Source organism: Xanthomonas protegens, assembly GCF_038442435.1.
In the GTDB taxonomy this organism is placed as follows: domain Bacteria; phylum Pseudomonadota; class Gammaproteobacteria; order Xanthomonadales; family Xanthomonadaceae; genus Xanthomonas_A; species Xanthomonas_A sontii.
In genome coordinates this window covers 96,106-121,846 of the sequence record NZ_JAQJCQ010000009.1, presented here as the reverse complement: position 1 = coordinate 121,846, position 25,741 = coordinate 96,106, and the positions used below count along the sequence as shown (strand labels likewise).

Genomic DNA, 25,741 nt, shown 5'->3' with positions numbered 1-25,741 from the left:
CGCGATTGTTTGGAATCTGCAATCAATCTAGATGGATCATTGCGGTTTATCCAGACAACGCCGCCGGCCACGATGGCGACTCCGGCACGCGCAGCGCGCTGCCCCCTGTCTGGAGCATCCCCATGTCCCATCGCGATGTCGTCTTTCCCGCCGGCCGTCAGGCGCTGTACGCGCGCAACCGCTACTCGCCGGCGATCCGCTGCAATGGCTTGCTGTTCGTCTCCGGCCAGGTCGGCAGCCGCGAGGACGGCTCGCCCGAGCCGGAGTTCGCCGCCCAGGTGCGCCGCGCCTTCGACAACCTCAACGCGGTGCTGGCCGCCGCCGGCTGCACGTTCGACGACGTGATCGACGTGACCGTGTTCGTGGTCGATCCGGAACGGAACTTCGCCACCGCCTGGGCGATCGTGCCCGAGTACTGGGGCGAGGCGCCGCATCCCACCCTGACCGGCATCGGCGTGACCTGGCTGTACGGCTTCCAGTTCGAGATCAAGGTGATCGCGAAGCTGCCCTGAGCATGCGACAGCGGGCGGCGCGTTGATATTGTGTCCGCGCCGAAGCGCTTGTTAGTCTGCCGGCCTCATGCGCCGCCTGTTCCGTCCACTGCGTACCTCCCTGCTGATGCTGCTGCTGGCGGCGTTCGTGGTCGTGCCGGTGGCCGATGCGCTGGCCTGCGCGCTGGAGCCGGAATCGGCCGACGCCGTGCACGCGCCCGCCGCGGCGCATGCCGATGGCGAGGACAGCGACAGCAAGCATGCCGGTACCTGCAGCCACAACCATTGCCACCACTCGAATCTGAGCCTGCCGGCGAGCGCCCTCGCCGTGTTCGGCGCGCCGCGACCGGCGCGCTGGATGCAGGCCATCGACGCCTCCCCTGCGGGCGTCGTCCAGGACGGATTGAAGCGCCCGCCCAGAGCGTGAGTTGAGCGTGTCCCGCGTTCGCGGGTTTCCGTTTCCCTCATCTCTGGAATTTCTTCATGTCGACTCCGACACGTCGGCCGCCGCGCGCGGCCGGGCGGGTCGTCGCCGTGCTGCTGGGCCTGGCCCCGGCCGCGCTGGCGATGGCGCAGACCGCCCCTTCCTACGACACCTTGCTGCAACGCCTCGACCAGTTGCCCGGCAGCCGTGCGGGCACGGCGCTGGCCGAGGCCGCCGACGCCCGCGCCGCGCAGGCGCGGGCGCTGCCCAACCCCACCCTGTCCTGGTCCGCCGAAGACGCCGCCGGCAGCGGTGCCTATGCCGGCATGGGCAAGGCGCAGACCGTCCTGACCCTGTCGCAACCGCTGGAGCTGTGGGGCCAACGCGGTGCGCGCCTCCGTGCGGCCCGCGCCGACGCCGACGCGGCCGCCCTGCGCGGCACGCAGAGCCGCAGCGAGGCCGCCGGCGAGCTGGCGTCGGCCTACGCGCTAGCCGAGCGCGCGCTGCGCCGCTACGCGCTGGCCGAGGAAGCGCTGGGCCTGATCCGCGACGATGCAGCCGCCGTCGACGCGATGGTCGCGCAGGGCCGCGAGCCGCGACTGCGCGCGGTGCAGGCGCGGAGCGAAGTGGCCGATGCCACCGCGGCGCTGGACGAAGCGCAGGCGTTCCGCGACGCGGCACTGGCGCGCCTGGCGGCGATCGCCCTGCTGGAAACGCCGGTGCAGTCCCTCGATGGCAGCCTGCTCGACCGCACGCCGCCGTTGCCGCGCGCGACCGATGCGGCAGCGCTGCCGGTGCGCATCGCCGCTGCGGAAGCCGACGCTGCTGATCGCCAGGTCGAGGTGGAGCGCAAGCGTGCCCTGCCCGACCTGAGCCTGACCGCCGCGCAGACGCGGTTCCGCGAAGACCGCGCCCACGCCTACACGCTCGGCGTCAGCCTCAGCCTGCCGCTGTTCGACCGCAACCGCGGCGGCATCCGTGCCGCCAGCGCCGAACAGCGCGCGGCCGAGGCGCGCCTGGAGCAACAACGTCGCACCAGTGCCGCCGACCGCCTGGCCGCGCTGGCCACGCTGAAGGCCGCCGGCAGCCGCACGCGCGCGGCCGACGACGGCGTGGCGGCGGCGCAGGAGGCCTATCGCCTGGCCCGCATCGGCGTCGACGCCGGTCGCATCACGCAACTGGAATTGCGCAGCACCCGCGCGGCGCTCATCGCCGCGCGTGGCAGTGCCGTGGACGCGCGCCTGGCGCGCGTCGCGGCGGAAATCGAGCTGGCCCGCCTGGAAGGGCGCGCGCCGTTCATGGAGGCCCAATGAACCTGTCCCGTCCGATCTCCCTTGCCGCCAGCCTGCTGCTGGCACTCCTGCCGGGCGCCTGCGCCGGCGACAAGCAGGCTGTCCCGGCAGCCGACGCCGCGCACGGCGATGACGCCGGGCACCAGGGCGCAGCGCGCATGCCAGCGGCCAAGACCGCGGCCAACGCCGAAACCGACGAGGTGGTGCGGCTGACGCCGCAACAGATCGCCGCCTCCGGCCTGGACGTGGTCGCGGTCGGCCGCGGCGGCGGCGCCTCGGTGCGCCTGGCCGGGCGGGTCGAACCGGCGGTGGGCGCGCGCGCCTCGGTCGCCTCCACGGTGACCGGCCGGGTCGAACGCGTGCTGGTCGCGCCGGGTGCCGCGGTGCAGGCGCAGCAGCCGCTGGCCATCGTGGTCAGCGGCGAGGCCGCGGTGTTCCGCGCCAATGCGCTGGCCGCCGCGGCCGAGGCCAAGGCGGCCGGCCTGGCGCATGCCCGCGACCGTGCCCTGGTCGCGCAGGGCGTGGTCGCCCGCCAGGAACTGGAAACCTCGCACGCGCGGGCGCTGGCGGCGCAGGCGCAGGCTGCCGCCGCGCAGGCCCAGGCCGCCGCCAACGGCACACCGGATGCCAGCGGCCGCGTGCGCGTCGTCAGCCCGGTGGCCGGCATCGTCGGCAACGTGCAGGTCACGCCCGGCAGCGTGGTCGCCGCCGGCAGCGTGGTGGCCGAGGTCGCCGATCCGGCGATGAACGAACTGGTGTTCAGCGCACCGCCGGCGCTGGCGGCGCAGGTCGCACCCGGCATGCCGCTGGAGGTGCGCGGCGTGGGCGGCAGCTTCGCCGCCCGGGTCACGGCAGCGGCGGCCGACCTGCGCCAGCCGGGCGGCGCCGCGGTGATCCGCGCGATGCCGGTCGCTGCGCCCTTGCCGCCGGCCGGCTCGCCGGTCTCGGCGGTGCTGGTCGCCGACGGCCAGGACAGCGCGCTCAGCGTCCCCGCCGATGCGGTGCAGAGCGTCGAGGGCCGCAACGCGGTGTTCGTAGCGGTCGCGGGCGGCTTCAAGGCGCAACCCGTGCTGGTCGGGCGGCGCGCCGGCGACCGCATCGAGATCCTCGGCGGACTGCGCGGCGACGAACGCATCGTCGGCACCAACGCCTTCCTGCTCAAGGCCGAACTGGCCAAGGGCGACGCCGACCACGGCCACTGAGGAGGCGACCATGTTCAAGCTGATCATCGACACCGCCGTGCGCCACCGCTGGCTGGTAGTGGCCCTGGCCGCGCTGCTCGCCGCCGTGGGCCTGTTCCAGTTGGGCAGGCTGCCGATCGACACGGTGCCGGACATCACCAACCGCCAGGTGCAACTCAACACGGTGGCGCCGGCCCTGACCCCGGAACAGATCGAGCGGCAGGTGACCTACCCGCTGGAAACCGCACTGGCCGGCATTCCCGGCCTGACCGCGACCCGCTCGCTGTCGCGCAACGGCTTTTCGCAGGTCACCGCGATCTTCACCGATGCGACCGACATCTACTTCGCCCGCCAGCAGGTGGCCGAACGCATCCGCGCGGCCGCGGACGACCTGCCGGAGGGCGCATCGCCGCAACTGTCGCCGGTCACCACCGGCCTGGGCGAGGTGCTGATGTGGACGGTGGACTTCGCCGCCTTCGACCCGTCCCGGCTGGCCCGGCCGGGCGCGGCGGGCTGGCAGGCCGGCGCGGTCTACCGCACGCCGGAAGGCGAACTGCTGCGCACGCCGCAGGAGCGCGCCACCTATCTGCGCACCGTGCAGGACTGGATCATCGCGCCGCAGATGCGCGCCAGCCCGGGACTGGCCGGCGTCGATACGGTCGGCGGCTACGTCAAGGAATACGGCGTGCATCCGGATACTGCCAGACTGGCCGCGCACGGCCTGGGCCTGGCCGACCTGGTCACCGCCCTGCAGCGCGCCAACGTGCAGGCCGGCGCCGGCTTCGTGCAGCGTGCCGGCGAAGGCCTGGTGGTGCGCGCCGACGGTCTGGCCCTGAGCGCCGACGACCTCGCACAGGCGCCGGTGGCCGTCCGCAACGGCATCGTGGTGCGCGTGGCCGACGTGGCCGAGGTCGCCTCCGGTCGCGCCCCGCGCCTGGGCGCGGCCAGCCGCAACGGCCACGAGGCGGTGCAGGGGACCGCGCTGATGATCGCCGGCGGCAACAGCCGCACCGTCGCGCAGGCCGCGGCCGCGCGGCTGGCGCAGGTGAACACGTCGCTGCCGCCGGACATCGTCGCGGCACCGGTGCTGGACCGCAGCGTGCTGGTCAACGCGACCATCAAGACCGTGGCCAGGAACCTCACCGAAGGCGCGCTGCTGGTGGTGGTGATCCTGTTCCTGCTGCTGGGCAACCTGCGCGCGGCCGCGATCACCGCGCTGGTGATTCCGCTGTCGTTCCTGTTCGCGGTGATCGGCATGCAGCGCTTCGGCATCAGCGGCAACCTGATGAGCCTGGGTGCGCTGGACTTCGGCATCCTGGTGGACGGCGCGGTGATCGTGGTCGAATCGACCCTGCTCATGCTCGGCCAGCGCCGCGCCGCGCTGGGCCGCGGGTTGACCGCCGCCGAGCGCCTGGGCGTGGCCGCCGAGGCGGCGCGCAAGATGGCGCGGCCGGCCGCCTTCGGCCAGTTGATCATCCTGCTGGTGTTCGCGCCGATCCTCACCCTGCAAGGCGTGGAGGGCAAGACGTTCCAGCCGATGGCCGCCACCTTCATGCTGGCCCTGGTCGGCGCGTTCCTGTTTTCCTTCACCTTCGTGCCGGCGATGGCCGCGCTGCTGGTGCACGAGCCTAAGTTGCCGGACGACGCGGCGCATGCGGCCAAGGGCGCGCACGAGACGTGGCTGATCCGCGCGCTGCGCACGCGCATCGCACCGGCGATCCGCGCGGCCGTCGCGCATCCGCGCACGGTCGCCGCCGGCGCGGTGGCGATGCTGCTGGCGGGCATCGGCGCGTTCGCGCTGCTGGGCCGCGAGTTCATGCCGACGCTGGACGAAGGCAATGTGGCGATGCAGGCCCTGCGCGTGCCGTCCACCTCGCTGGAACAGTCGCTGGCGATGCAGCTGGCGCTGGAACAGGCCATCGCCACGCAGCCGGAAGTGGCGACGGTGTTCTCGCGGACCGGCACCGCCGAGGCGGCGATCGACCCGATGCCGACCAACATCTCCGACAGCGTGATCGTGCTCAAGCCGCGCAAGCACTGGCCCGATCCGGCGCTGGACAAGGAGCGACTGGTGGCCCGCCTGGAGGCGCTGGCGGGGCAGCAGCTCGGCAACAGCTTCGAGTTCAGCCAGCCGATCGAACTGCGCTTCAACGAGCTGATCTCCGGCGTGCGCACCGACCTGGCGGTGATGATCTTCGGCGACGACTTCGGCCAGTTGCGGAAGGTGGCCGAGCAGGTCGCCTCGACGCTGCGCGCAGTGGAAGGGGCGGCCGACGTGCGGGTGGAGCAGATCTCCGGCCTGCCCACGCTCGACGTGACCATCGACCACATGGCGGCGGCGCAGGTCGGGCTGAGCGCGGCAGACGTGAGCGACGCGCTGGCCACCGGCATCGGCGGCCGCGCCGCCGGCAAGATCTTCGAGGGCGACCGTCGCTTCGACGTGGTGGTGCGGATGGACGATGCCGCGCGCAACGATCCGGACCAGTTGGCCGCGCTGCCGATCGCCACCCCGACCGGACAGGTGATTCCGCTGTCGTCGGTGGCGCGCATCGCCGTCAGCGAAGGGCCGAACCAGATCAGCCGCGACAACGGCAGCCGCCGCGTGGTGGTGCAGGCCAACGTGCGTGGCCGCGACCTCGGCGGTTTCGTCGGCGCGGCGCAGGCCGCGGTGGCCGGCGTGCCGTTGCCGCCGGGGGCCTACCTGCGCTGGGGCGGCCAGTTCGAGAACCTGCAGCGTGCCGAGCGGCGGCTGGCGACCGTGGTACCGGTAGTGTTCCTGCTGATCGGCGGCCTGCTGTTCATGGCCCTGCGCAGCGTCAAGGAAGCGGTGCTGGTGTTCAGCTGTGTACCGCTGGCGCTGGTCGGCGGCCTGCTCGCCCTGCTGCTGCGCGGCATGCCGTTCTCGGTGTCGGCCGCGGTGGGCTTCATCGCCGTCTCCGGCGTGGCCACCTTGAACGGCCTGGTGCTGATGCAGGCGATCCGCGAACGCCTGGAAGCCGGCGACCTGCCGCTGCAGGCAGCGATCGACGGCGCGGGCAGCCGCCTGCGCGCGGTGCTGACCACCGCGCTGGTGGCGATCGTCGGCTTCATTCCGATGGCGATCGCCAGCGGCTCCGGTGCGGAGGTGCAGAAACCACTGGCGACGGTGGTGATCGGCGGACTGATCACCGCCACCGTGCTGACCTTGCTGGTGTTGCCGACCTTCGCCGCGCGCATCGCCGGGCCGCGCGTGGCGGGCTGACCCGGCACAGGCCGGCGCGCTTCTCGCGGGAAGCAGCGCCGGCCTGCGCGTCGGCCGTCAGGCCTTCTTCTTGCGCGCGGCGATGTAGGCGCGGATCTGCTGCTGCAGCACCGGCAGCGGCACCGAGCCCTGCTGCAGCACCGCGTCGTGGAAGGACTTGATGTCGAAGTCTGGACCCAGCTCACGCTCGGCTTCGGCGCGCAGATCGAGGATGGTCAGCTCGCCGAGCTTGTAGCTCAGCGCCTGGCCCGGCCAGGAGATGTAGCGGTCGACCTCGGTGGTGACCTCGTGCTCGCTGAGCGCGGTGCGCTCGCGCAGGTAGGCCTGCGCCTGCGCGCGGCTCCAGCCCTTGTGGTGCACGCCGGTGTCGATCACCAGGCGGCAGGCGCGCCACATCTCGTAGCTGAGCCGGCCGAAGTCCTCGTACGGCGTGGCGTAGATGCCCATCTCCTTGCCCAGCTTCTCGGTGTACAGCGCCCAGCCCTCGCCGTAGGCGGAGATGTAGTTCTCGCGGCGGAACGCGGGCTGCGCGCCCTGCTCCTCGGCCAGCGCGCCCTGCAGCGAGTGGCCCGGCGAGGATTCGTGCAGGGTCAGCGCCGGCAGGTTGTACAGCGGCCGCGACGGCAGGTCGTAGGTGTTGAGCCAGTAGGTGCCGACGCCGCCACGGCCGGCGGTCCAGAACGGGGCGATGTCCGCCGGCACCGGCACGATGGTGAAGCGCCCGCGCGGCAGCGTGCCGATGAACTTGCCGACCTCCCCGTCCACGCGCTTGGCGATCCACGCGGCGCGATCGAGCAGCTCCTGCGGGGTCTTCACGTAGAACTGCGGATCGGTGCGCAGGAACTGCAGGAACGCCGGGAAGGTCTTCTGCCCGGCCGGCGCCTGGAAGCCGACCTGCTGGATGATCGCGTCCATCTCCTTCTGGATCCGCGCCACCTCGCGCAGGCCGAGCTGGTGGATCTGCTCCGGGTCCATGTCCAGCGTGGTGTATTCGCGGATCTGCTGGCGGTAGTAGGCCTTGCCGTCGGGCAGGGCTTCGGCGGCGAGCGTGGTGCGCGCCTGCGGCATGTACTCCTGACGATAGAAGGTGAGCAGCTGCGCATAGGCCGGGATCACCTTGTCGCGCAGCGCGGCCTGCGCCTGCGCGCGCAGCTGCGCCTGCTCGGCGGCGGGAATCTGCGCCGGCATCTGCTTGAACGGCGTGTACAGCACCGCCGCGGTCGGATCCTTCAGGTCGGCCACGGTGGCGATGGCGCCATCGCGGCCGTCAAGCACCGCACGCGGCACGCTGAAGTCGCGCTTGAGGCCGGCGCGCATGTTGTCGGTCTGCTGCGCGAAGTAGCGCGGCACGTCCTCCAGCCGCGCGATGTAGGCGCGGTACTCGTCGGGCGTGCGCAGGTTGCGCTGGGCCATGAACGCCAGGTCCGACCAGAACGCGCTGTCGGAATTGAACGGCATCTCGTAGGCGCGCAGGCGCACCGAGGCGGCCAGGTTCTCCACCTGCGGCCGGTACACCGCCAGGTTGACCTGGTTTTCGGGCGAAAGCTGGGCCGCATCGAGCGTGTCCAGCTGCCGCAGCACGTCCTCCCACACCTTCAGGCGCGCCGCCTGCGCCGCCGCGCCGACGTCGGGCAGACGGCGGTTGTCGCCGCTGCTGTCGCTGTCCTCGTCGGCCTGGCCGAGCTGCGCCTGGCGCCAGGCCCACTCCTTCTCGTAGATGGCCTGGAAGCGAGCATCGGCGGCGCTGGCGCTGGCCGTGGCCGGCGTTGCGCTGGACGACGCCGACGACGGCGGTGCGGCCAGTGCGGGCGTGGCCACGGCGAACGCGATCAGCAGGGAAATGGCCAGCGGGGTCTTGGCGAGCATCGGCATGGGGGGCACACGGCGGGAACGGATCGTCGATGATCGCATCACCGCCCGGCCTGGCGGGTGGGCCGGAAGTCCTGTGTGGGGCGATGGCATGCGCTGACGGCATCAGGGCATCTGCTAACGCGCTTTGCCGGAACCAGCGGGCATGCCGTCATTTCGTAGGAGCGGCTTCAGCCGCGACGGGCATTCCCGGTAGTGCCCGTCGCGGCTGAAGCCGCTCCTCCCGTAGGCCTTCCGTACTGATTGGATGCGCCTGAGATCCGCTATACATGCACCTCGCCGCTGGCTGGAAACTCCCCTCGGCCACGACTGCCGCTTCACGAGGGAGAAGCCAGCCACACCGCATCCCAATAAGGATAGTCGCCCAGGCGCGGCACCAGGCCGGCACGCAATGGATTGGCCACGATGTAACGGGCGATGTGCAGGACGTCGTCGTCGCGTCGCAATGCATGATCGTGGAAGCCGCGCGACCAGACGCAACCCCCACGGCCGCGCGCGAGATTCACTGCGCGGGCACACCGCCCCTTGGCCCGCTGCATGGCCTGCGCCAAGGTGGCGTCGGAATGCAGTTCGATCAGGCCATGCCAGTGGTCGGGCATCAGCACCCAGCACAGCAGGCGAGCAGCGGGCCAACTGTCTCGCTCAGCCAGGCATGCCGCCGCCGCACGAGCACATCGCCAGTCCGCGAACAACGGTGCGCGCTCGAACGTCACGGCGGTCAACAAGTAGAGCTGCCCCCGGTCGCTATGGCGTCCGGCACGCAGCGCGCGATGGCCTTTGGCTGATTGGATGTGCATGGCACCAGCATCCAATCCCTCGCAGCGTGGCAACAGCGGGGCATGGCGGTGGCGCTTGTCGGAATAGTGCGCGAATCCATGTCGGAACGGCGCTGGCAGAGGAGGTGCGCGTGCTTGCCGACGTCTCTGCGGGGGCGGCAGGATCCTGGTCGCGGCTGAAGCCGCTCCTACGACGGGGCGAGCCGCGCTCGGAAGCTGTTACGCAACGCCTGCGATCACTCAGGCGCGCCGCACGCTCAATGCGAGGCGCGGTCGCGGTGCCAGCCGCGGTGCTTGATGTCCAGGTACAGGCTGTAGAAGGCGGTGAAGGCGGGGAACAGGTTCTGCAGCACACCCACCGAGTCCTGCTTGGCCGAGAACATGAAGTAGCTCAGGGTCATCAGGCTGCCGACCACGCTCATGTACCAGAACAAGCGCGGGATCACCGGCTTGCCGGCGCGCTTGGAGGCGACGAACTGCACCAGCCAGCGGCCGCCGAACATCAGCGCGCCGACATAGCCGATCAGCTTCCAGCCGGTGACGTGCAGCCCGGTCCAGTACAGCGCCTGGATCGGTTCGTTGAGGAAATGCGCGTCCATCTCAGCGCTCCTGCACCGCGGTGCGGCGGCTGCGCGCGATCAGCCAGGCAACGCCGCGCAGGTCGCGGATACCGACCAGGGCGCGGTTGAGGTTGTTGTACTTGGAGACGCCGGAGGTGCGGTGGCGATGGTTCACCGGCACGCTCAGGGTCTGCCAGCCGGCGCGCTGCATCAGCGCCGGCAGGTAGCGGTGCATGTGGTCGAAGTACGGCAGGTCCAGGAATGCCTCGCGCTCGAACAGCTTGATGCCGCAGCCGGTGTCCGGGGTGTCGTCGCGCAGCATGCGCGCGCGGATCGCGTTGGCCCACTTCGACGCCCAGCGCTTGCTGCCCGAATCCTGCCGCGACACCCGCCAGCCGGCGAACAATTTGACCAACGGCGTCGCTGCGGCACGCGCGGCCAGCAGCTTGGGGATGTCGGCCGGGTCGTTCTGGCCGTCGCCGTCGAGGGTGGCGATCCACAGCCCGCGCGCAGCCTTGACGCCGTTGCGCACCGCGGTGCTCTGCCCGCTCTGGCTGACGTGGTGCAGCACGCGCAGCTCGGGGGTGGACGCCTTCAGCCCTTCGAGCACCGAGAGGGTGTCGTCGCGCGAATGGTCGTCGACGTAGACGATCTCGAAATCGATCGTGCCGCGCAGCGCGGCGACGATCTCGGCGACCAGCGGCGGCACGTTGTCGCGCTCGTTGAACACCGGGACGACGACGGAGAGGGAAAGCTGGCTCATGGATTCGGCAGGGCTGGGCGCGGGGGCGCGTGGGGGAAAAAGCGGGGCATTGTGCCGCGGACCGATGATCCGCGGATGAAGCGTCAGGCGGCGGCGCCGAAGTACTCCCGGCACCAGGCCACCACCTGCGGCAGGCCGACCTCGATCGGGGTGCTCGGATCGAAGCCGAACGCGGCGTGGGCCCGCGCAGTATCGGCCATCGTCTCGATCATGTCGCCCGGCTGCATCGGCCGATACTGTTTCTCGGCGCTGCGCCCGGCGGCGGCCTCGATCACCGCGATGAAGCGCTCCAGTTCCACCGGGGTGTGGTTGCCGAGGTTGAACACGCGGTGCGGCACCGCCTCGGTGGAGGGGTGATCGAGTGCGCCGAGCACGCCGGCGACGATGTCGGCGACGAAGGTGAAGTCGCGGCGCATGCGGCCGTGGTTGAACACCTCGATCGGGCGCCCCGCCAGCACCGCGCGGCTGAACAGCAGCGGCGCCATGTCCGGGCGGCCCCAGGGGCCGTACACGGTGAAGAAGCGCAGCCCGGTGGCGCGCAGGCCGTACAGCTGCGCATAGGTGTGCGCCATCAGCTCGTTGGCAGCCTTGGTCGCCGCGTACAGCGAGCGCGGCTGGTCGATGCGCTGGTCCTCGGAGAACGGCGGCGTCGCCGAATCGCCGTACACCGAGCTGCTGGACGCATAGACCAGGTGCTCCACGCCGCGGTGCCGGCACAGCTCCAGCATGTTGACGAAGCCGACCAGGTTGCTGTCGACGTAGGCATAGGGGTTCTGCAGCGAATAGCGCACCCCGGCCTGCGCGGCCAGGTGCACCACGCGGGTCGGCTGCACCTCGTCGAACAGCGCGGCCAGGCCGTCGCGGTCGGTCAGGTCCAGGGTGCGGATGTCCGCGTTCGCGCACAGCGCGGCGACGCGGTCGCGCTTGAGCTGCGGGTCGTAGTAGTCGTTGTAGTTGTCCAGGCCCACCACCAGTTGCCCGGCGGCGCGCAGCGCACGGACGGTGTGGGCACCGATGAAGCCGGCGGCGCCGGTGACGAGGATGGGCATGGCGAAAGTCCTGGAAAGCGTGGAACGGCGTGCGCGGTATGTGGATCGGAACGGCAGGTCAGAACAGCCCGAAGCGCTTGCGGGCGACGTTGGGCCGGGCGGGATCGATCACGTCCTGCAGGCCCTTGGCGTCGAAGCGGTCCATCAGCGCCTCGGCGCCCTTCTTCAGCTTGAGCGCCATCTCTTCCGGATACAGCGGCACCAGCGTCATGAACACGATGGTCTTGTCGGCATCGACGACCAGCTCCCCAAACGCCTCGGGCGTGCTCACCGGCGGCAGCACGATCGCCCCGTCGAAGCCGACGCCGGGCGCGTACGGCTCGGCCGGGTGACCGTTGGGCACGGTGTGGCCGAAGCCCAGCCAGGTGTCGTACTTGTGCGGCAGCCGCGCCAGGGTCTTGAGCAGGCGCACGGGCCAGTAATGGCGTTCGTCCTGGAAGTCGTCCTGGGTGATCGGCCAGTCGGGCGGCAGGGTCAGCATCAGCTCCATGAAGCGCGGTGCCCCCACGCCCTCGGGCACGGCCATCGGCAGGTCGCTCATCCCCGAGGTGACCAGCCGCAGATACGGCACCTCGTCGGTGGCGGGCACCACGTGCACATCCAGGTGCACGGTGTCGGAGATGATCTCGTGCAGCACGCCGGCGACCGGCCCCAGGTGGCGTTCGATGTGCGCGCCGATCTGCTCCAGGCAGGACTCGCCGCGCGCCGGTGCGAACGGCTTTTCCTCGCGGTGCTGCAGGATCGGGCTGCCGCCCGGGCTGATCTGCGTGTCCTCGTTGCTCATGCAATGCTCCGGTTGCTGGCCAGCGCCGCGGCGCGCGGCCTCAGCGCAGGGTCAGCGGCGCGTCCTTGGCCAGCGCCGCCTTGCGCTCCTTGCTGAACTCCCACCACGGGCGCGGCGTCTCGCCCTGCATGAAGCGCACGATCGACAGGAACACGTCGATCACGCAGTGGTCGTGCACCACCCCGGTGCGCAGGCACAGCTGTGCGTACATGTCGTAGGGATCGCGGCCCTGCAGATGCGCCGGCACGCGGATGCCGATCAGGCGCAGGTCCTTCTCGCAGGCCGGGCCGACGTTGGGCAGGTCGGTCAGGCGCAGCAGGTGGTGACGGTCGACCTTGCTGGGATGCATGGCGGAGGCGGTCCTGGCGGACGCGGGCGGCGGCGCTCAGGCCTGCCGCGGGCGCAGTTTCTCGAGCACGCCGTCCAGCGTGTCCAGGTCGGTGTAGTGGATCACCAGCTTGCCCTTGCCGCCGCGGCCGTGGGCGATGGACACCTTGGTGCCCAGCGACTCGGACAGCTCGGTTTCCAGCGAGGCAATGTCGGCCTGCGGCGCGGTACGCGCCGGCTTGGCCTTGCGATTGCTCGGCACCTTGCCGGCGGCGAACTGCTGCGCACGGTGCTCGACCTCGCGCACCGACCAGCCCTGGTCGGCGGCATCGGAGGCCAGGCGGCTGGCCAGCTCCGGCGACAGCGTCAGCAGCGCGCGCGCATGGCCCATCTCCAGGCGCCGCGCTTCCAGCAGCGCGCGGATCGCCGGCGGCAGTTCCAGCAGGCGCAGCAGGTTGGACACCGACGCGCGTGAGCGGCCCACCGCCTCGGCGGCCTCGGCGTGGGTCAGCGAGAACTCGTCGATCAGCCGCTGCAGCGCCTGCGCCTCTTCCAGCGGATTGAGATCCTCGCGCTGGATGTTCTCGATCAGCGCCATGGCGATGACGGTGCGGTCGTCCAGCTCGCGCACCACCACCGGCACCTCGCTGAGGCCGGCCAGCTGCGAGGCGCGCCAGCGGCGTTCGCCGGCGACGATCTCGAAGCTGCCCGGCGCCAGTTCGCGGGCGACGATCGGCTGGATCACGCCCTGCGCCTTGATCGACTCGGCCAGCTCCTGCAGCTTGGCCTCGTCCATCTCCTGGCGCGGCTGGTACTTGCCCGGCTGCAGCTGCCCGACCGGCAGGCGGCGCAGGCTCTCGCCCGGCTGCAGCTCGGCGGTCGGCGCCGGCGCTGCCGCGCCCTTCGGCCCCAGCAGCGCTTCCAGGCCACGGCCGAGGCCGCGCTTCTTCGCTCCGAGGGCGGGGGGCTTGGCACTCATCAGATGGTCTCCATGGCCGGCATCGGCCGATTGCGTTCGTTGCGGCGGCGCACGATCTCGCCGGCCAGTCCCAGGTAGGCGACGCCGCCGCGCGAGGTGCGGTCGTAGCCGACGATGCTCTGGCCATGGCTGGGCGCCTCGGCCAGGCGCACGTTGCGCGGCACGATGGTGCGGAACACCTTGTCGCCGAAGTGGTTGGTCAGCTCCGCCGACACCGCGTTGGCCAGGTTGTTGCGCACGTCGAACATGGTCCGCAGCACGCCCTCGATCTCCAGCGCCGGATTCAGCTCGGCGCGCAGCGCATCGATGGTCTCCAGCAGCGCGGTCAGCCCTTCCAGCGCGTAGTACTCGCACTGCATCGGCACGATCACCGAATCGGCGGCGGTCAGCGCGTTCAGGGTCAGCAGCGACAGCGCCGGCGGGCAGTCGATCAGGATGAAGTCGTAGGCCTCGCGCAGCGGCGCCAGCGCGGTCTTCAGCCGCTGCTCGCGCGCCGGCTGGTCCATCAGCTGGATCTCGGCGGCGGTGAGATCGATATTGCCCGGCAGCAGGTCGAAACCCTCCGGCGCGGTCACCCGGATCTGTTCGGCGCTGCTCTCGCCGAGCAGCACATCGCAGGTGGAGGCGGCCAGCTCGCGCTTGTCGATGCCGCTGCCCATCGTCGCATTGCCCTGCGAGTCCAGGTCCACCAGCAGCACGCGCTGCGACTGCCGCGCCAGCGACGCGGCCAGGTTGACCGCGGTGGTGGTCTTGCCGACGCCGCCCTTCTGGTTGGCGATGGCGATGATGCGGGCCATGCGGGAGCCTCGTCGGCGATGGGGTGGGACCGGGCATTATGCGGTCACAGCCCCCCCTGGCGGAAATCGGGGCCGGCCGCGGCTGGCGCTCAACCGCGCTCGACCACCACCAGGTGGCGGTCGGCGCCCAGGCCGGGGACCTGCAGCGGGTGCACCGTCGGCGCCACCCAGCCCGGCGGCAGCGCGGCGATCTCCTCGTCCGGGCGCACGCCCTTCATCGCCAGCAGGCGCCCGCCCGGGCGCAGCAGGTGGCCGCCGACGGCGACGATGCCGGCCAGGGTGTCCAGCGCGCGCGCGGTCAGCAGGTCGTAGGCGCCGGCCTCGTCCAGCGCCTCGGCGCGCGACTCGGCCACCCGCGCGTTGTCCAGGCGCAGCTGGCGCACCGCTTCGCGCAGGAACCGCGCCTTCTTGCCGTTGCTTTCGACCAGGGTCACCCGCAGCTGCGGCCGCGCGATCGCCAGCGGAATGCCGGGCAGTCCCGGACCGGTGCCCAGGTCGGCCAGCGCGCCCTCCTGGGCGAACGGCTGCATCGCCAGCGAATCCAGCAGATGGCGGGTCACCATCTCGTGCGGGTCGCGGATCGCGGTCAGGTTGTAGGTGCGGTTCCAGCGCGTCAGCAGCGCCAGGTAGGCCAGCAGCGGCGGCGCCAGCGCGGCCGCGTCCAGGCCCTGCGCGTGCAGGCCCTGCTCGAGCGCGACGCGGACGGAATCGGGAAGAGAGGCATCGGTCATCGGCGGATTATCGCAGGTGCCGCCGCTGCACGAAGCGCGCTGCGCTAAGGCGCGGCCTCGACCGGCGCATCCGCGCACCACGCCAGCGCCGCCCGATAGCCGGGCGCGGCCTCCCATTCGTGCAGGTGCCAGGCCTCGGCCGCGCCCAGGCCCGGGTCGCACCAGACCAGGCGCAGCGCGCCGCCGGCGTCCTCGGCGAAGCGCAGCCGGTGCAGGCCGAAGGCGATGCCGTGGCCATGCGCCTTGAGCAGCGCTTCCTTGGCGCACCACAGGCGGAAGAACAGCGCCTCGCGCGCCGGCATCGCCAGCGCGGCCAGCCGCGCGACCTCGTCCGGATGGAAGAAGCGCTGCGCCAGTTCCAGCAGGCGCGGCCGCGGCCGCTGGCGCTCGATGTCCACGCCCAGCCGCGCGTGCGCGGCGACCGCCACAAGCAGGTAGTCGCCGCTGTGGCTCCAACCGGTGTCCACATGCGCCAGCGGTGCATGCAGGCCGGGCCGGCCGCGGGCGTCGCGTTGCAGCGGCAATTGCGCCGCCGGCACCGCCAGTTCGCCGGCCAGCAGGCGCCGCGCCTGCGCCTCGCCGGAGGTCCGCGGCGGATGCGGGCGCAGCCACAGCGCCACCGGGCCGAGGCGCCAGTCCGGCGGCTCGGCGCCGTCGGCCACGGGCGGCATCGGCGCGCTCACGCCGCGCCCACAAAGCGCAATGGCCGCTGCGCGGCGGGGCCGATGCTATACGGCCGCTTCACGGCGGCGCTCCTTAAATGACGCCCACCCCACCGCTCCTGGTGCGGGCCGAACCGAGGAGTCTGACGCATGGGCATCATCATCTGGTTGATCGTCGGCGGCATCGTGGGCTGGCTGGCCAGCATCATCATGCGCCGTGACGCACAGCAGGGCATCATTCTGAACATCGTGGTCGGCATCGTCGGCGCGCTGATCGCCGGCTGGCTGTTCGGCGGCGGCATCAACCAGGCGATCACCCTGTGGACGTTCCTGTACTCGTTGATCGGCGCCATCATCCTGCTGGCGATCGTCAACCTGTTCACTCGCGGCCGCGCGCGCTGACGCAGCGCCCTCGCCGCTTGCGCAAACGCCCGGTTCGCCGGGCGTTTTGCGTTTGCGGCCCCGCTCACGGCGCAGCGCGGTGGGCCGGATGGCGCACGCCGTCCTCGACCGGCACCGCAATGGCCAGCGCATAGGGGTCCACGTCTTCCAGGCAACCGACGTTGTAGCCGTACAGGCTGGGATCGGAGCGGCGCCGGTGATGCGTGTAGATCCCGCAGGTGCCGCAAAAATAATGCTGCGCGGTATGCGTGTGGAACTGGTACAGGCGCAGCGCCTGCTCGCCCTGGCGGACGTGCAGGGCCGCCAGCGGCACCGAGGCGACGATGGCGCCGCGGCGCCGGCACAGCGAGCAGTTGCAGCGGCGCGGGTCGACGATGCCCTGCGGCAGCTCCAGGTCGATCTGCACCGCACCGCAGTGGCAGCTGAGCCGGTGCAGCGGCGCGATGGCGGTGTCGCCGACCTTGTCGATGCAGCGGCGCACGTGGCGCTCGCTCATGCCGCCGGCTCCAGCTCGACCCAGGCCGGCGCGTGATCGCTGGGGCGGTCCCAGCTGCGCGGTTCGCGGTCGATGCCGGCACCGCGGGTGCGCGCCTTCAGCGCCTCGGACACCAGGGTCAGGTCGATGCGCAGACCCAGGTCGCGGCGGAAGCCGGCCTGGCGGTAATCCCACCAGCTGAAGATGCCGCCGTCGGCATGGTGCAGGCGGAAGCCGTCGTGCAGGCCCAGGCCGAGCAGCTTGTGCAGGGCGCCGCGCTCGGCGGTGGAAGTGAGGATGTGGTTGTCGCTCCACACCAGCGGGTCGTGCACGTCGCGCGCGTCCGGGGCGATGTTGAAGTCGCCCAGCACCACCAGCCGCGGATGCCGCTGCAGCTCGTCGGCCAGCCAGGCGTGCACCGCCTCCAGCCAGCGCAGCTTGTAGGCGTACTTGTCGGTGCCCACGTCCTGGCCGTTGACCACGTACAGATTGACGATGCGCAGATCGCCGATGGTGGCGGCGATCGCGCGCTTCTGCTCGTCCTCCAGGTCCGGCACGCCGATCTGCACGTCGCCGATCGGCAGTCGCGACAGGATCGCCACGCCGTTGTAGGTCTTCTGCCCGGCGAACACGCTGCGGTAGCCGGCCTCGGCCAGCGCCGTGTCGGGAAACTTGTGGTCCTCCAGCTTGGTCTCCTGGATCCCGACCACGTCCGGCGCGAACGCGGCCAGCCACTGTTGCAGGTGCGGCAGGCGCACGTTGAGCGAGTTGACGTTCCAGCTGGCGATCTTCAAGGGAAATCCGGGACGGGGAAGCCGGCCGCTATTCTGACCGCAGCCGCCGCGGCGGCCAAACCGCGGGCACCAGGCCGTTCAGCGCCGCGCGCAGCACTGCGCGAACAGCTCAGGCGCCAGGCTCAGCGCCTGCTGGCGCTGCGCCTCGTTCAAGCCGTCGAGCAGCTCCTCGGCACCGAGCGCCTGTTCCGGCGGCGGAAACGGCCGCTCCGGCGCCTGCCGCGCGGCCAGTTGCCAGGCCGCGGCGTACGGCGGATCGGCCACTGCCAGCCACGGCGCGCGCAGCAGTTGCGCCAAGGCGTCGATCGACATGCGGTCGCCGTGCAGCGCGCGGTCTTCCAGTTGCGTCACCACGTCCTCGGCATCGCGCTCGTCGGCGGCCGACAGCGGAGCGCGTTGCCCTTCCGCGTCGACGCTGCCGGCGCGCGCGACCAACTGCGCCACGCGCTGTGCCAGCAACTGGCGTTGCGCATCGGCATCGCCGCGCGCGGCCGCACTGCGCAGCATCGCCTCGATCTGCGCGGCATCGAGTCCGGCAACGCCGCGACAGGCCGCGAGACGTTGCCATTCGGCCGCCCGGCGTGCCGCGGCGGCTGCGGCGTCCTCGGTGTCTGCGCCTGGCAGCACCGCCGGGCGGGACGGCGGCGCTTGCGCGCGTTGCCGGCAATCCAGCGCCAACAGCGCGGTGGCGGTCAGGCGCCGCGCCTCGCTGGTGCCGGCCGCCAGCGCTGCGTCGGGCGGCGTGGTCGCGGACATCGGCGGTGGCGACGTTGCTGCCGAGCGCGGTAGCGCAGATGCCTGCACCTTGTTCGCGGCACCGGCGGGTGCGGCCGTCGGCGGCATCAGCTTCGTCGCGAGCGCGAACGCGACCAGCACCACCGCGCCACCGCACCAATGCAGCGGACGCCGCATCGCCACCATGCTCAGTGCGCCGCGGCCGTGTAGGCGTCGCGATCGAACGCCATCGGCTGCGCCTGGCGCAGGCGCTGCATGGCGTCGGCCGCGGCCTGCTCGCGCAATTGCAGGTCGATCTGCCCGCGCACCGCGTCGAAGCGCGCCGCGGTCTTCGCATCGAGCCGGATCAGGTGATAGCCGTCAGGGCCGCGCACTGGCGCGGAGACCTGCTCCACCGCGAGTTGGCGGATCGGCGCGTCGAAGGCGTCGGCCAGGTAGCGGCCGAAAGTCGGCGACAGCTGTCCGCCCTCGCTGGCGGTGGCGGTGTCGTCGGACTCGCGCATCGCCAGCGTGGCGAAATCGGCGCCGCCGTCGAGCTGGCGCTTGAGCGCCTCGGCGCGCTGCAGAGCCTGCGCCTCGGTCAGTGTGTGTCCGCTGCGCGGCCCGCCCTGCGGATGCAGCGCGACGAACAGATGGCGCAAGTGGTATTCGGTGTAGTCGTCCGGATGCGCGGCGAACTGCCGGCGCAGCATCGCCTCGTCGATGTGCGCGTCGGCGCTGAGCCGTGCCTGCGCGGCCTCGGCCAGGATCGCGTCGGCGGCGCGGCGCAGGCGCGCGGCCACTACCGGATCGTCCTGCAGATGCTGCTGCCGTGCCTGGTCGAGCAGAATGGCGCGGTCGGCGAAACGGCGCACCACCGAGTCATCGTCGATGCCGGCAGCACCACGCGTGGCATCGCCGGCCAGGGCGCGGTACTCGCTGGCAGTGAACTGTTGCGCGCCGACGCGCAGCACCACCGGGTCGGCGGTGGCGGGTTCGGCGGCCGGCGCAGCCAGGGCGGCGAACGCGGCCAGCGCGCAGGTGGCCAGGGTGATGGACCTGACCACGGCGGATTTGGCGAAAGACAGGGACATGCGCTTCTCCAGGAGAGGGCGGCGCGCGACGCCGGAGCGCCACGGCCGCAAAAGGCGGCCGACGCAGGGCCGGCCGCCAGGACATGCAAGGACTCAGTCGTGCTTGCCGCGCGCCTTCAGGTACGCGATCGCCGCCTTCGGGTCGTCGGTGGTGATCAGGCTGAACGCCTCCTGGTTGACGATGAAGTTGAGATCGCCACGGTTGTCGGCGGTGTCGCGGCCGCCGGAGTAGGAGAAGTACAGGTCCGACAGCTGATAGCAGCAGGCGCCGCTGTTCTGGTAGAACTTCCCGGCCAGCGGGCTGTCCGGAATCGCCTGGAACACGCCCACGCGCACGCCGCGCTCGCGCACGCGGTCGGCCTGGCCCTGCAGCAGGCCACCGAGCTGCTTGACGTTGATCTCCATCGCCTCCTTGGTGTCGCTCCAGGCCGATATGGCGTTGTCGACGTTGATCTTGGTCAGCATGTTGGTGGTGAACACCGGAATGCCGACCATGCTGGTGGTGTCGGCGCGGAACGCCGAGCGGCTCGGGTACAGCGTGGCATTGACCTTGGCGGCGACGAAGTTGGACGCACCCACCGAGAACGCGGCATCGGCCGCGCGCGACACCGCACGCACCGAGGCGGCGTCCTTGATGTCGAACACGATGGGCGTCTTCAGGCCATGCGCCTTGAAGTAGGAGAACAGCTCATCCACGCGCGGCACGTGGTAGCCGGTGGTGGTGCGGCGGTCGGGGGTCAGCAGGAACAGGCCGCTCACCACCGACCACGGGGTCACGGTGATCGACGGGTTGTAGCCCTGGTTGCTCATCGGGTCGTACTTGGTTTCGCCGGCACGGCTGGTCCACACGTTGGTGGTGCGACCGAGGTTCCAGTCGTGCAGCACGACCGGCACGCCGTCGCTGGTCATCTTGATGTCCAGCTCCACGCCGTCCATGCACTGGTCGTTGGCCAGCTGCAGCGCACCGCGCGAGTTTTCCGGCATGTCGGGGAAGTTGCCGTACTTGCCCCACAGACCGCGGTGGGCCAGCACGACGGTGTCGCCGCTGCTGTCGCCGAACAGGATGTTGCTCATCTTGGTACCGACGGTGTCGTTGCAGTTGGCCATGGCCAGCTGCGGCACGACGGCCAGGACCGCCAGGGCGGCGAGCGCGCGGCAGGCGCGCGCCAGGGGCGAGGGAACGAATGCGATCTTCATTGGGCTGCGTCCGGTTCTGAAGGAAAGGGGGAGACACGGGGGGACGAGCGCCGGTCAGGTCGACGCATGGCGGCATCTCGTGTGTTGCGCTCCGCACGGACGTCTCGCGCAGGAGCCTGAGCCGCCGTGATCGGCGGCGGCGTCGGGCGAGAACCTAATAACTTACTGTGAATTATTTATTTCCGGGGTGCGACCCGGTGCTGGACTGTGGACTGCGCCGCGATTTGGGGCCGTGGGTGCAGTGCGTCCCGGTGGCGGGATCGGTCGGACATCTGTGGGGGCGACCGACGCTTGCACAGTCCGTCCGGGTCTGGGCCCAGGCTTGGCACTGCATCGGAGGGCTTCGCCGGTCGCGGCTGAAGCACGCCTCTATTGATCGCTTCCTTGGCGAGACACGCATTTCCCTTGTAGGAGCGGCTTCAGCCGCGAGGCTTTACCGGTAACGCGTCGCGGCTGCAGCCGCTCCTATACGCGCGTGCCTCCTATCGCCACGCCATGCACGCGCGCCCTGGACGTCGGCTACGCCCCCGCTCACCGCACCAGGAACGAGAGCATGCGCGCGATCCGCGCGTACGGCGGCTTCAGCAAATCGCTGCCGGCGCGGCGCGACTGCCACAGGATCGGCAGCGCCTTGCTGAAGGCGTCGAAGCCGGCGCGTCCGTGGTAGGCGCCCATGCCGCTGGGGCCGATGCCGCCGAACGGCAGCGCGTTGGCGGCGAAATGCAGCAGGCTGTCGTTGACGGTGACGCCGCCGGCGATGGTGGCGTGCAGGATCGTCTCGATCCGCGCGCGGTCGTGGCTGAAGGGATACAGCGCCAGCGGCCGGTCGCGGCTGTTGATCTCGGCGATGGCCGCGTCCAGGGAGCGGTAGCTGCGCACCGGCAGGATCGGGCCGAAGATCTCCTCCTGCATCAGCAGCGCGTCGTCGCCCGGCTGCAGCACCAGCGTGGGCACGATCAGCCGCTCGCGCTCGGCGCGCTCGCGCGCCACCGTGGCCAGTTCGATGACCTCCAGGCCGCGCGCGCGGGCATCGTCCAGGTAGCCGCGCAGGCGCCGGTACTGGCCCTCGTTGACGATGCGGGTGTAGTCCTCGGCGCTGGCGAAATCGCCGTAGCGCGCCAGCACCTGCGCGCGCAGCGCCTGCACCAGCGCCGCCTCGCGACCGGCGTCGATCAGCACGTAATCCGGGGCGATGCAGGTCTGCCCGGCGTTGAACCACTTGCCGGTGGCCAGGCGCGCAGCGGCCTGTTCCAGCGGGTAGTCGGCGCAGACGATGGCCGGCGACTTGCCGCCCAGTTCCAGGGTCAGCGGGGTCAGGTTGGGCGCGGCGGCGGCCATCACCTTGCGGCCGACCGCGGTGGAGCCGGTGAACACCAGGTGGTCCAGCGGCAGCGCGGCGAACGCCGACGCCACCTCGGCCCCGCCCAGCGCCACCGCCACCCGCTGCGGCGGGAACACCTCGGCCAGCAGCGACTGCAGGAACTGCGCGCTGCGCGGGGTGTGCTCGGAGGGTTTCAGGTAGACGTGGTTGCCGGCGGCGATCGCGGTGGCCAGCGGGATCAGCGCCAGGTTGACCGGGTAGTTCCACGGCGCGATCACCCCGACCACGCCGACCGGCACCGGCCGCACTTCCGCACGCGCCGGCCACAGCCGCCAGCCGGCGCCGACCCGCTGCGGGCGCATCCAGCGCTTCAGATGGCGCAGCAGGTGATCGATCTCGCCGAGCACGGTCATGCCGTCGGCGATCAGCGATTCGTGGCGCGAGCGGTGGCCGAAGTCGGCGGCGATGGCATCGGCCATCTCCGGCAACCGCCGCTTCAGCGCCGCGCGCAGCCGCAGCAGGTCCTCGCGGCGCTGCGCCCGCTCCGGCTTGGCCGACTGCCAGGCCGCGCGCAGGCGCTGCAGGGTGACTGGCAGGGCGGCCAGCGGCGTGTCGGTGGAAGCGGCATCGGCAACGGAGGTCGGCATGGGCGCACTATACGACGGCGGTTGCGTTGCCTGTCGGCAGCCCGGCGACCGGGCGTCAGGACGGAAGGAAGCCTCCCGTCAGCGGCTTCTGCCGCGCGTCAACCGAACGCCCGCATCTCCGTAGGAGCGGCTTCAGCCGCGACAACCGTTCCCGATGGAGCCACTCGCGGCTGAAGCCGCTCCTACCGTGTGCTTTGCTTCGGCCCGCGATGCTGGCGCGGTTCTCGTTGTGGGAGGGACTTCAGTCCCGACGCGGTGGCGCTGGGGTGAGCGCGATCGGTCGCTTGAACTACGCCGGCTCTTCCAGCAACCACGCCTGCAACTGCGCCAGCGAGGCGACCTGGTGGTGCGGCACGACACCCTCCGGGGCGGCAGCGCCGTGCGCATTGAACCAACAGGTGTGCAGGCCCGCGGCCAGGCCGCCGGCGATGTCCGCCTGCGGGTTGTCGCCGACCATCAGCACCTGCGCCGGCGGTGGGTCGCCGAGCTGCGCCAGCGCGTGCGAGAAGATCCCCGGGTGCGGCTTGGCCACGCCCACCACCTCGGAAATGGCGATGACCTCGAAGCGGTCGTGCAGCCCGGTACGCTGCAGGCGCGCGTTCTGCAGCGCGCCGAAGCCGTTGGTGACCAGGCCCAGGCGCGCGCGCCCACGCAAGGCGTCGAGCAGGTCCATCGCTCCGTCCAGCGGCGCACACAGCTCGGCCATCGCCGCCAGGAACGCCGTGTTCAAGGTCTCCGGCGCGGTCTGCAGGCGCTGCGCCCAGTCGGCGAACCGGCGCTGCTGCAATTGCAGCGCGGTGATCGCGCCGTTCTGGTACTGCACCCACAGTGGCCGGTTGCAGGCGGTGTAGTCAGCGTACTCCGCTTCGCCGAACTGCACGCCATAGCCGGCGAACATGCGCTGCAGGCCGGCGAAGGCGTCGAAGTGGAACAACGTGTCGTCGGCGTCGAACAGGATCCAGCGGTAGCGCATGCGTTGGCACGATGAAGGCAACGGGCGCTCATGGTAACGCCGCCTCACCGCACAGACGACGACGCCGGCCCGAAGGCCGGCGTCGCGTGCGGCGTTGGCCGCGTCCTGCTAGGCGCGCACGCTCAGTGACCGGACCCGCGCGAGGCGCCCAGCCCGGTTTCGGCGCGGATCTGCTGCGCCTTGAACGCGGCGCGTTCCTTGCCGGCCTGCGCGCTGCGGTCCAGCACCGAGAACAGCCAGATGCCGACGAAGCCGATGGTCACCGAGAACAGCGCTGGCGAGGTGTACGGGAACGGCGCCGAGCCGGTCGGGTTGCCCAGCGTGTCCACCCATACCGACGGCGACAGCACCGTCAGCACCAGCGAGGAGATCAGGCCCAGGAAGCCGCCGATCACCGCGCCGCGGGTGGTGCAGTCCTTCCACAGCAACGACAGGATCAGCACCGGGAAGTTGGCCGAGGCGGCGATGGCGAAGGCCAGCGACACCATGAAGGCCACGTTCTGCTTCTCGAACACGATGCCCAGCAGCACCGCGATCACGCCCAGCGCGATGGTGGTGACGCGCGACACCTTCAGCTCCGAGCCCGGGGCGGGATTGCCCTTCTTGATCACCGTGGCGTACAGGTCGTGGGACACCGCCGAGGCGCCGGACAGGGTCAGGCCGGCGACCACCGCCAGGATGGTGGCGAAGGCCACCGCGGAGATGAAGCCCATGAACACGTTGCCGCCCACCGCGTTGCCGACCAGCACCGCCGCCATGTTGGCCGCACCCTTGCCGCCGTGGATGGTGCCGGTGGCGACGTCGGCGAACTGCGGGTTGGTCAGCACCAGGGCGATGGCGCCGAAGCCGATGATGAAGATCAGGATGTAGAAGTAGCCGATCCAGGTGGTGGCCCACAGCACCGACTTGCGCGCCTGCTTGGCGTCGGGGACGGTGAAGAAGCGCATCAGGATGTGCGGCAGGCCGGCGGTGCCGAACATCAGCGCCATGCCGAAGGAGATCGCCGAGATCGGATCCTTGACGAAGCCGCCCGGGCCCATGATCGACAGGCCGGCGCTGGCCGCCTCTTCCGGCGAGGCGCCGCCGTTGGCCGCCACCGCGGTCTTCACCCGCACGCCCTCGGCGAACAGCGCCTCGAAGCTGAAGTTGAAGTGCCACATGATCGCCACGGCCATGAAGGTCACGCCGGTCAGCAGCAGCACCGCCTTGATGATCTGCACCCAGGTGGTCGCGGTCATGCCGCCGAACAGCACGTAGACCATCATCAGCACGCCGACCAGGCTCACCGCCACCCAGTAGTCCAGGCCGAACAGCAGCTTGATCAGCGCACCGGCACCGACCATCTGCGCGATCAGGTAGAACAGCACCACCACCAGCGTGCCGGAGGCGGCGAAGCTGCGGATCGCGGTCGGCGCGAAGCGGTAGCCGGCCACGTCGGCGAAGGTGTACTTGCCGAGGTTGCGCAGGCGCTCGGCCATCAGGAAGGTCAGGATCGGCCAGCCGACCAGAAAGCCGATGGCGTAGATCAGGCCGTCGTAGCCGTTGGTCATCACCGCCGCGGTGATGCCCAAGAACGAGGCCGCCGACATGTAGTCGCCGGCGATCGCCAGGCCGTTCTGGAAGCCGGTGATGCCGCCGCCGGCGGTGTAGAAGTCCGACGCCGAGCGGGTCTTCTTCGCCGCCCACTTGGTGATCCACAGCGTGCCGGCGACGAAGAAGGCGAACATGCCGATCGCCACCCAGTTGGTCGGCTGCTTGTCGGTCTGGCCGACATCGCCGCCGGCGGCCAGGGCCACGCCGGCCGGCAGCAGCGCGGCCAGCAGCAGCAGAAGGAAGCGCAGGTGCTTGCTCATTGGCGGGCGTCCTCGAGGATGTCAGCGGTCAGCTGGTCGTACACGGTGTTGGCACGACGCACATAGATCGCGGTGATGGCGATGGTGAAGACCATCACCCCGATCGCGATCGGGATGCCGATGGTGGTGACGCCGCTGCCCATCGGCTGCGCCAGGAACGCCTTGTCGAAGGCGATCAGGCCGATGAAGCCGAAGTAGGCCAGCAGCATCAGGACGGTCAGCGTCCAGCCCAGCGCGTTGCGCTGGCGCTTGAGCGCGTGGTACTTCGGATTGGCGTCGATCTTGGCGATCAGCGCGTCGTTGGAGAGGGTCATGTGGTGCCTCCGGGGTAGTGACCGCAGCGCG

26 protein-coding genes are annotated in these 25,741 nt (G+C 71.0%); 6 read left to right on the top strand and 20 right to left on the bottom strand.

The genetic code is table 11. The annotated features are described in order from the left end of the window. The first annotated feature begins 122 nt into the window (after positions 1 to 122). From PIQ37_RS12105 to PIQ37_RS12085, 5 genes are all read left to right on the top strand, one after another. Positions 123 to 512, top strand: coding sequence for a RidA family protein (locus PIQ37_RS12105; RefSeq protein ID WP_342073658.1), 390 nt, complete (start codon positions 123 to 125; stop codon positions 510 to 512). Positions 513 to 579: 67 nt separating this feature from the next. Continuing rightward, positions 580 to 918, top strand: a complete 339-nt coding sequence (locus tag PIQ37_RS12100) for a hypothetical protein (protein ID WP_342073657.1) — start codon at positions 580 to 582, stop codon at positions 916 to 918. Positions 919 to 974: 56 nt separating this feature from the next. Then, entirely contained in the window at positions 975 to 2,228 is a 1,254-nt protein-coding gene (locus PIQ37_RS12095) for a TolC family protein (protein WP_342073656.1), read from the top strand. Beyond that, on the top strand, positions 2,225 to 3,409 hold the full coding sequence (locus PIQ37_RS12090) for an efflux RND transporter periplasmic adaptor subunit (RefSeq protein WP_342073655.1): 1,185 nt from the start codon (positions 2,225 to 2,227) through the stop codon (positions 3,407 to 3,409). The genes PIQ37_RS12095 and PIQ37_RS12090 overlap by 4 nt, the downstream gene beginning before the upstream one ends. 10 nt (positions 3,410 to 3,419) lie before the next feature. Beyond that, entirely contained in the window at positions 3,420 to 6,629 is a 3,210-nt protein-coding gene (locus PIQ37_RS12085; RefSeq protein ID WP_342073654.1) for an efflux RND transporter permease subunit, read from the top strand. Between the two features lie 57 nt (positions 6,630 to 6,686). On the opposite strand, the gene PIQ37_RS12080 is transcribed toward PIQ37_RS12085, so the two are convergent. The 11 genes from PIQ37_RS12080 to PIQ37_RS12030 all read right to left on the bottom strand — a co-directional run bounded on the left by PIQ37_RS12080 (position 6,687) and on the right by PIQ37_RS12030 (position 15,935). After that, complete coding sequence (locus PIQ37_RS12080) at positions 6,687 to 8,495, bottom strand: DUF885 domain-containing protein (RefSeq protein WP_407137015.1); 1,809 nt, start codon at positions 8,493 to 8,495, stop codon at positions 6,687 to 6,689. A 320-nt stretch (positions 8,496 to 8,815) separates the two neighbouring features. Further along, complete coding sequence (locus tag PIQ37_RS12075; protein WP_342073652.1) at positions 8,816 to 9,295, bottom strand: REP-associated tyrosine transposase; 480 nt, start codon at positions 9,293 to 9,295, stop codon at positions 8,816 to 8,818. Between the two features lie 236 nt (positions 9,296 to 9,531). Further along, complete coding sequence (locus tag PIQ37_RS12070) at positions 9,532 to 9,873, bottom strand: lipid-A-disaccharide synthase N-terminal domain-containing protein (protein ID WP_152181456.1); 342 nt, start codon at positions 9,871 to 9,873, stop codon at positions 9,532 to 9,534. A 1-nt stretch (position 9,874) separates the two neighbouring features. Next, the gene (locus PIQ37_RS12065; RefSeq protein WP_342073651.1) at positions 9,875 to 10,597 is read right to left on the bottom strand and encodes a glycosyltransferase family 2 protein; all 723 of its coding nucleotides are present in this window, start codon (positions 10,595 to 10,597) and stop codon (positions 9,875 to 9,877) included. An 83-nt stretch (positions 10,598 to 10,680) separates the two neighbouring features. After that, positions 10,681 to 11,646, bottom strand: coding sequence for an NAD-dependent epimerase/dehydratase family protein (locus PIQ37_RS12060; RefSeq protein ID WP_342073650.1), 966 nt, complete (start codon positions 11,644 to 11,646; stop codon positions 10,681 to 10,683). Positions 11,647 to 11,704: 58 nt separating this feature from the next. Beyond that, positions 11,705 to 12,430, bottom strand: coding sequence for a suppressor of fused domain protein (locus PIQ37_RS12055; protein WP_342073649.1), 726 nt, complete (start codon positions 12,428 to 12,430; stop codon positions 11,705 to 11,707). A 40-nt stretch (positions 12,431 to 12,470) separates the two neighbouring features. Further along, positions 12,471 to 12,779 (bottom strand): helix-hairpin-helix domain-containing protein, encoded by a 309-nt coding sequence (locus PIQ37_RS12050; protein ID WP_017908743.1) that lies wholly within the window; start codon positions 12,777 to 12,779, stop codon positions 12,471 to 12,473. Between the two features lie 36 nt (positions 12,780 to 12,815). After that, entirely contained in the window at positions 12,816 to 13,736 is a 921-nt protein-coding gene (locus tag PIQ37_RS12045; protein ID WP_017908742.1) for a ParB/RepB/Spo0J family partition protein, read from the bottom strand. After that, positions 13,736 to 14,533, bottom strand: coding sequence for a ParA family protein (locus PIQ37_RS12040; protein WP_342073648.1), 798 nt, complete (start codon positions 14,531 to 14,533; stop codon positions 13,736 to 13,738). Before PIQ37_RS12040 ends, PIQ37_RS12045 begins: the two co-directional genes overlap by 1 nt. Positions 14,534 to 14,622: 89 nt before the next feature. After that, positions 14,623 to 15,264, bottom strand: coding sequence for a 16S rRNA (guanine(527)-N(7))-methyltransferase RsmG (gene rsmG, locus PIQ37_RS12035; RefSeq protein ID WP_043093832.1), 642 nt, complete (start codon positions 15,262 to 15,264; stop codon positions 14,623 to 14,625). 44 nt (positions 15,265 to 15,308) lie between these two features. Next, positions 15,309 to 15,935, bottom strand: a complete 627-nt coding sequence (locus PIQ37_RS12030; RefSeq protein ID WP_342073647.1) for a 4'-phosphopantetheinyl transferase family protein — start codon at positions 15,933 to 15,935, stop codon at positions 15,309 to 15,311. Positions 15,936 to 16,076: 141 nt separating this feature from the next. On the opposite strand from PIQ37_RS12030, the gene PIQ37_RS12025 reads away from it, so the two are divergent. After that, entirely contained in the window at positions 16,077 to 16,328 is a 252-nt protein-coding gene (locus PIQ37_RS12025) for a GlsB/YeaQ/YmgE family stress response membrane protein (RefSeq protein ID WP_017908994.1), read from the top strand. Positions 16,329 to 16,392: 64 nt separating this feature from the next. Here PIQ37_RS12025 and PIQ37_RS12020 read toward each other — a convergent pair whose 3' ends face one another. The 9 genes from PIQ37_RS12020 to PIQ37_RS11980 form a co-directional block, all read right to left on the bottom strand. Next, complete coding sequence (locus tag PIQ37_RS12020; protein WP_342073646.1) at positions 16,393 to 16,824, bottom strand: GFA family protein; 432 nt, start codon at positions 16,822 to 16,824, stop codon at positions 16,393 to 16,395. Next, on the bottom strand, positions 16,821 to 17,597 hold the full coding sequence (gene xth, locus PIQ37_RS12015; protein ID WP_342073645.1) for an exodeoxyribonuclease III: 777 nt from the start codon (positions 17,595 to 17,597) through the stop codon (positions 16,821 to 16,823). Before xth ends, PIQ37_RS12020 begins: the two co-directional genes overlap by 4 nt. A 78-nt stretch (positions 17,598 to 17,675) precedes the next feature. Continuing rightward, entirely contained in the window at positions 17,676 to 18,509 is an 834-nt protein-coding gene (locus PIQ37_RS12010) for a hypothetical protein (RefSeq protein ID WP_342073644.1), read from the bottom strand. A gap of 11 nt (positions 18,510 to 18,520) precedes the next feature. Further along, the gene (locus tag PIQ37_RS12005) at positions 18,521 to 19,405 is read right to left on the bottom strand and encodes a peptidylprolyl isomerase (protein ID WP_342073643.1); all 885 of its coding nucleotides are present in this window, start codon (positions 19,403 to 19,405) and stop codon (positions 18,521 to 18,523) included. Between the two features lie 93 nt (positions 19,406 to 19,498). After that, complete coding sequence (locus PIQ37_RS12000) at positions 19,499 to 20,602, bottom strand: glycerophosphodiester phosphodiesterase family protein (RefSeq protein ID WP_342073642.1); 1,104 nt, start codon at positions 20,600 to 20,602, stop codon at positions 19,499 to 19,501. A gap of 531 nt (positions 20,603 to 21,133) precedes the next feature. Then, entirely contained in the window at positions 21,134 to 22,570 is a 1,437-nt protein-coding gene (locus PIQ37_RS11995) for a coniferyl aldehyde dehydrogenase (RefSeq protein ID WP_342073641.1), read from the bottom strand. Between the two features lie 289 nt (positions 22,571 to 22,859). Next, the gene (gene yjjG / locus PIQ37_RS11990; RefSeq protein WP_342073640.1) at positions 22,860 to 23,543 is read right to left on the bottom strand and encodes a pyrimidine 5'-nucleotidase; all 684 of its coding nucleotides are present in this window, start codon (positions 23,541 to 23,543) and stop codon (positions 22,860 to 22,862) included. Between the two features lie 122 nt (positions 23,544 to 23,665). Beyond that, the gene (locus PIQ37_RS11985) at positions 23,666 to 25,396 is read right to left on the bottom strand and encodes a cation acetate symporter (RefSeq protein ID WP_342073639.1); all 1,731 of its coding nucleotides are present in this window, start codon (positions 25,394 to 25,396) and stop codon (positions 23,666 to 23,668) included. Then, a complete protein-coding gene (locus PIQ37_RS11980; protein WP_017911420.1) occupies positions 25,393 to 25,710 on the bottom strand; it encodes a DUF485 domain-containing protein in 318 nt (105 codons plus the stop codon). The genes PIQ37_RS11985 and PIQ37_RS11980 overlap by 4 nt, the downstream gene beginning before the upstream one ends. Positions 25,711 to 25,741: the final 31 nt, after the last annotated feature.

What these genes read in the sequence shown, in the direction of transcription:
- PIQ37_RS11985 (WP_342073639.1), bottom strand. Translation starts at nt 25,396, where the DNA reads ATGAGCAAGCACCTGCGCTTCCTTCTGCTGCTGCTGGCCGCGCTGCTG.
- PIQ37_RS12030 (WP_342073647.1), bottom strand. Translation starts at nt 15,935, where the DNA reads ATGCCGCCCGTGGCCGACGGCGCCGAGCCGCCGGACTGGCGCCTCGGC.
- PIQ37_RS12010 (WP_342073644.1), bottom strand. Translation starts at nt 18,509, where the DNA reads ATGCGGCGTCCGCTGCATTGGTGCGGTGGCGCGGTGGTGCTGGTCGCG.
- PIQ37_RS12045 (WP_017908742.1), bottom strand. Translation starts at nt 13,736, where the DNA reads ATGAGTGCCAAGCCCCCCGCCCTCGGAGCGAAGAAGCGCGGCCTCGGC.
- PIQ37_RS12085 (WP_342073654.1), top strand. Translation starts at nt 3,420, where the DNA reads ATGTTCAAGCTGATCATCGACACCGCCGTGCGCCACCGCTGGCTGGTA.
- PIQ37_RS12025 (WP_017908994.1), top strand. Translation starts at nt 16,077, where the DNA reads ATGGGCATCATCATCTGGTTGATCGTCGGCGGCATCGTGGGCTGGCTG.
- PIQ37_RS12100 (WP_342073657.1), top strand. Translation starts at nt 580, where the DNA reads ATGCGCCGCCTGTTCCGTCCACTGCGTACCTCCCTGCTGATGCTGCTG.
- yjjG (WP_342073640.1), bottom strand. Translation starts at nt 23,543, where the DNA reads ATGCGCTACCGCTGGATCCTGTTCGACGCCGACGACACGTTGTTCCAC.
- PIQ37_RS12000 (WP_342073642.1), bottom strand. Translation starts at nt 20,602, where the DNA reads ATGAAGATCGCATTCGTTCCCTCGCCCCTGGCGCGCGCCTGCCGCGCG.
- PIQ37_RS12080 (WP_407137015.1), bottom strand. Translation starts at nt 8,495, where the DNA reads ATGCTCGCCAAGACCCCGCTGGCCATTTCCCTGCTGATCGCGTTCGCC.
- PIQ37_RS12055 (WP_342073649.1), bottom strand. Translation starts at nt 12,430, where the DNA reads ATGAGCAACGAGGACACGCAGATCAGCCCGGGCGGCAGCCCGATCCTG.
- PIQ37_RS12060 (WP_342073650.1), bottom strand. Translation starts at nt 11,646, where the DNA reads ATGCCCATCCTCGTCACCGGCGCCGCCGGCTTCATCGGTGCCCACACC.
- PIQ37_RS12040 (WP_342073648.1), bottom strand. Translation starts at nt 14,533, where the DNA reads ATGGCCCGCATCATCGCCATCGCCAACCAGAAGGGCGGCGTCGGCAAG.
- PIQ37_RS12075 (WP_342073652.1), bottom strand. Translation starts at nt 9,295, where the DNA reads ATGCACATCCAATCAGCCAAAGGCCATCGCGCGCTGCGTGCCGGACGC.
- PIQ37_RS11995 (WP_342073641.1), bottom strand. Translation starts at nt 22,570, where the DNA reads ATGCCGACCTCCGTTGCCGATGCCGCTTCCACCGACACGCCGCTGGCC.
- rsmG (WP_043093832.1), bottom strand. Translation starts at nt 15,264, where the DNA reads ATGACCGATGCCTCTCTTCCCGATTCCGTCCGCGTCGCGCTCGAGCAG.
- PIQ37_RS12105 (WP_342073658.1), top strand. Translation starts at nt 123, where the DNA reads ATGTCCCATCGCGATGTCGTCTTTCCCGCCGGCCGTCAGGCGCTGTAC.
- PIQ37_RS12070 (WP_152181456.1), bottom strand. Translation starts at nt 9,873, where the DNA reads ATGGACGCGCATTTCCTCAACGAACCGATCCAGGCGCTGTACTGGACC.
- PIQ37_RS12090 (WP_342073655.1), top strand. Translation starts at nt 2,225, where the DNA reads ATGAACCTGTCCCGTCCGATCTCCCTTGCCGCCAGCCTGCTGCTGGCA.
- PIQ37_RS12095 (WP_342073656.1), top strand. Translation starts at nt 975, where the DNA reads ATGTCGACTCCGACACGTCGGCCGCCGCGCGCGGCCGGGCGGGTCGTC.
- PIQ37_RS12005 (WP_342073643.1), bottom strand. Translation starts at nt 19,405, where the DNA reads ATGTCCCTGTCTTTCGCCAAATCCGCCGTGGTCAGGTCCATCACCCTG.
- PIQ37_RS12065 (WP_342073651.1), bottom strand. Translation starts at nt 10,597, where the DNA reads ATGAGCCAGCTTTCCCTCTCCGTCGTCGTCCCGGTGTTCAACGAGCGC.
- PIQ37_RS11980 (WP_017911420.1), bottom strand. Translation starts at nt 25,710, where the DNA reads ATGACCCTCTCCAACGACGCGCTGATCGCCAAGATCGACGCCAATCCG.
- PIQ37_RS12050 (WP_017908743.1), bottom strand. Translation starts at nt 12,779, where the DNA reads ATGCATCCCAGCAAGGTCGACCGTCACCACCTGCTGCGCCTGACCGAC.
- PIQ37_RS12020 (WP_342073646.1), bottom strand. Translation starts at nt 16,824, where the DNA reads ATGAGCGAGCGCCACGTGCGCCGCTGCATCGACAAGGTCGGCGACACC.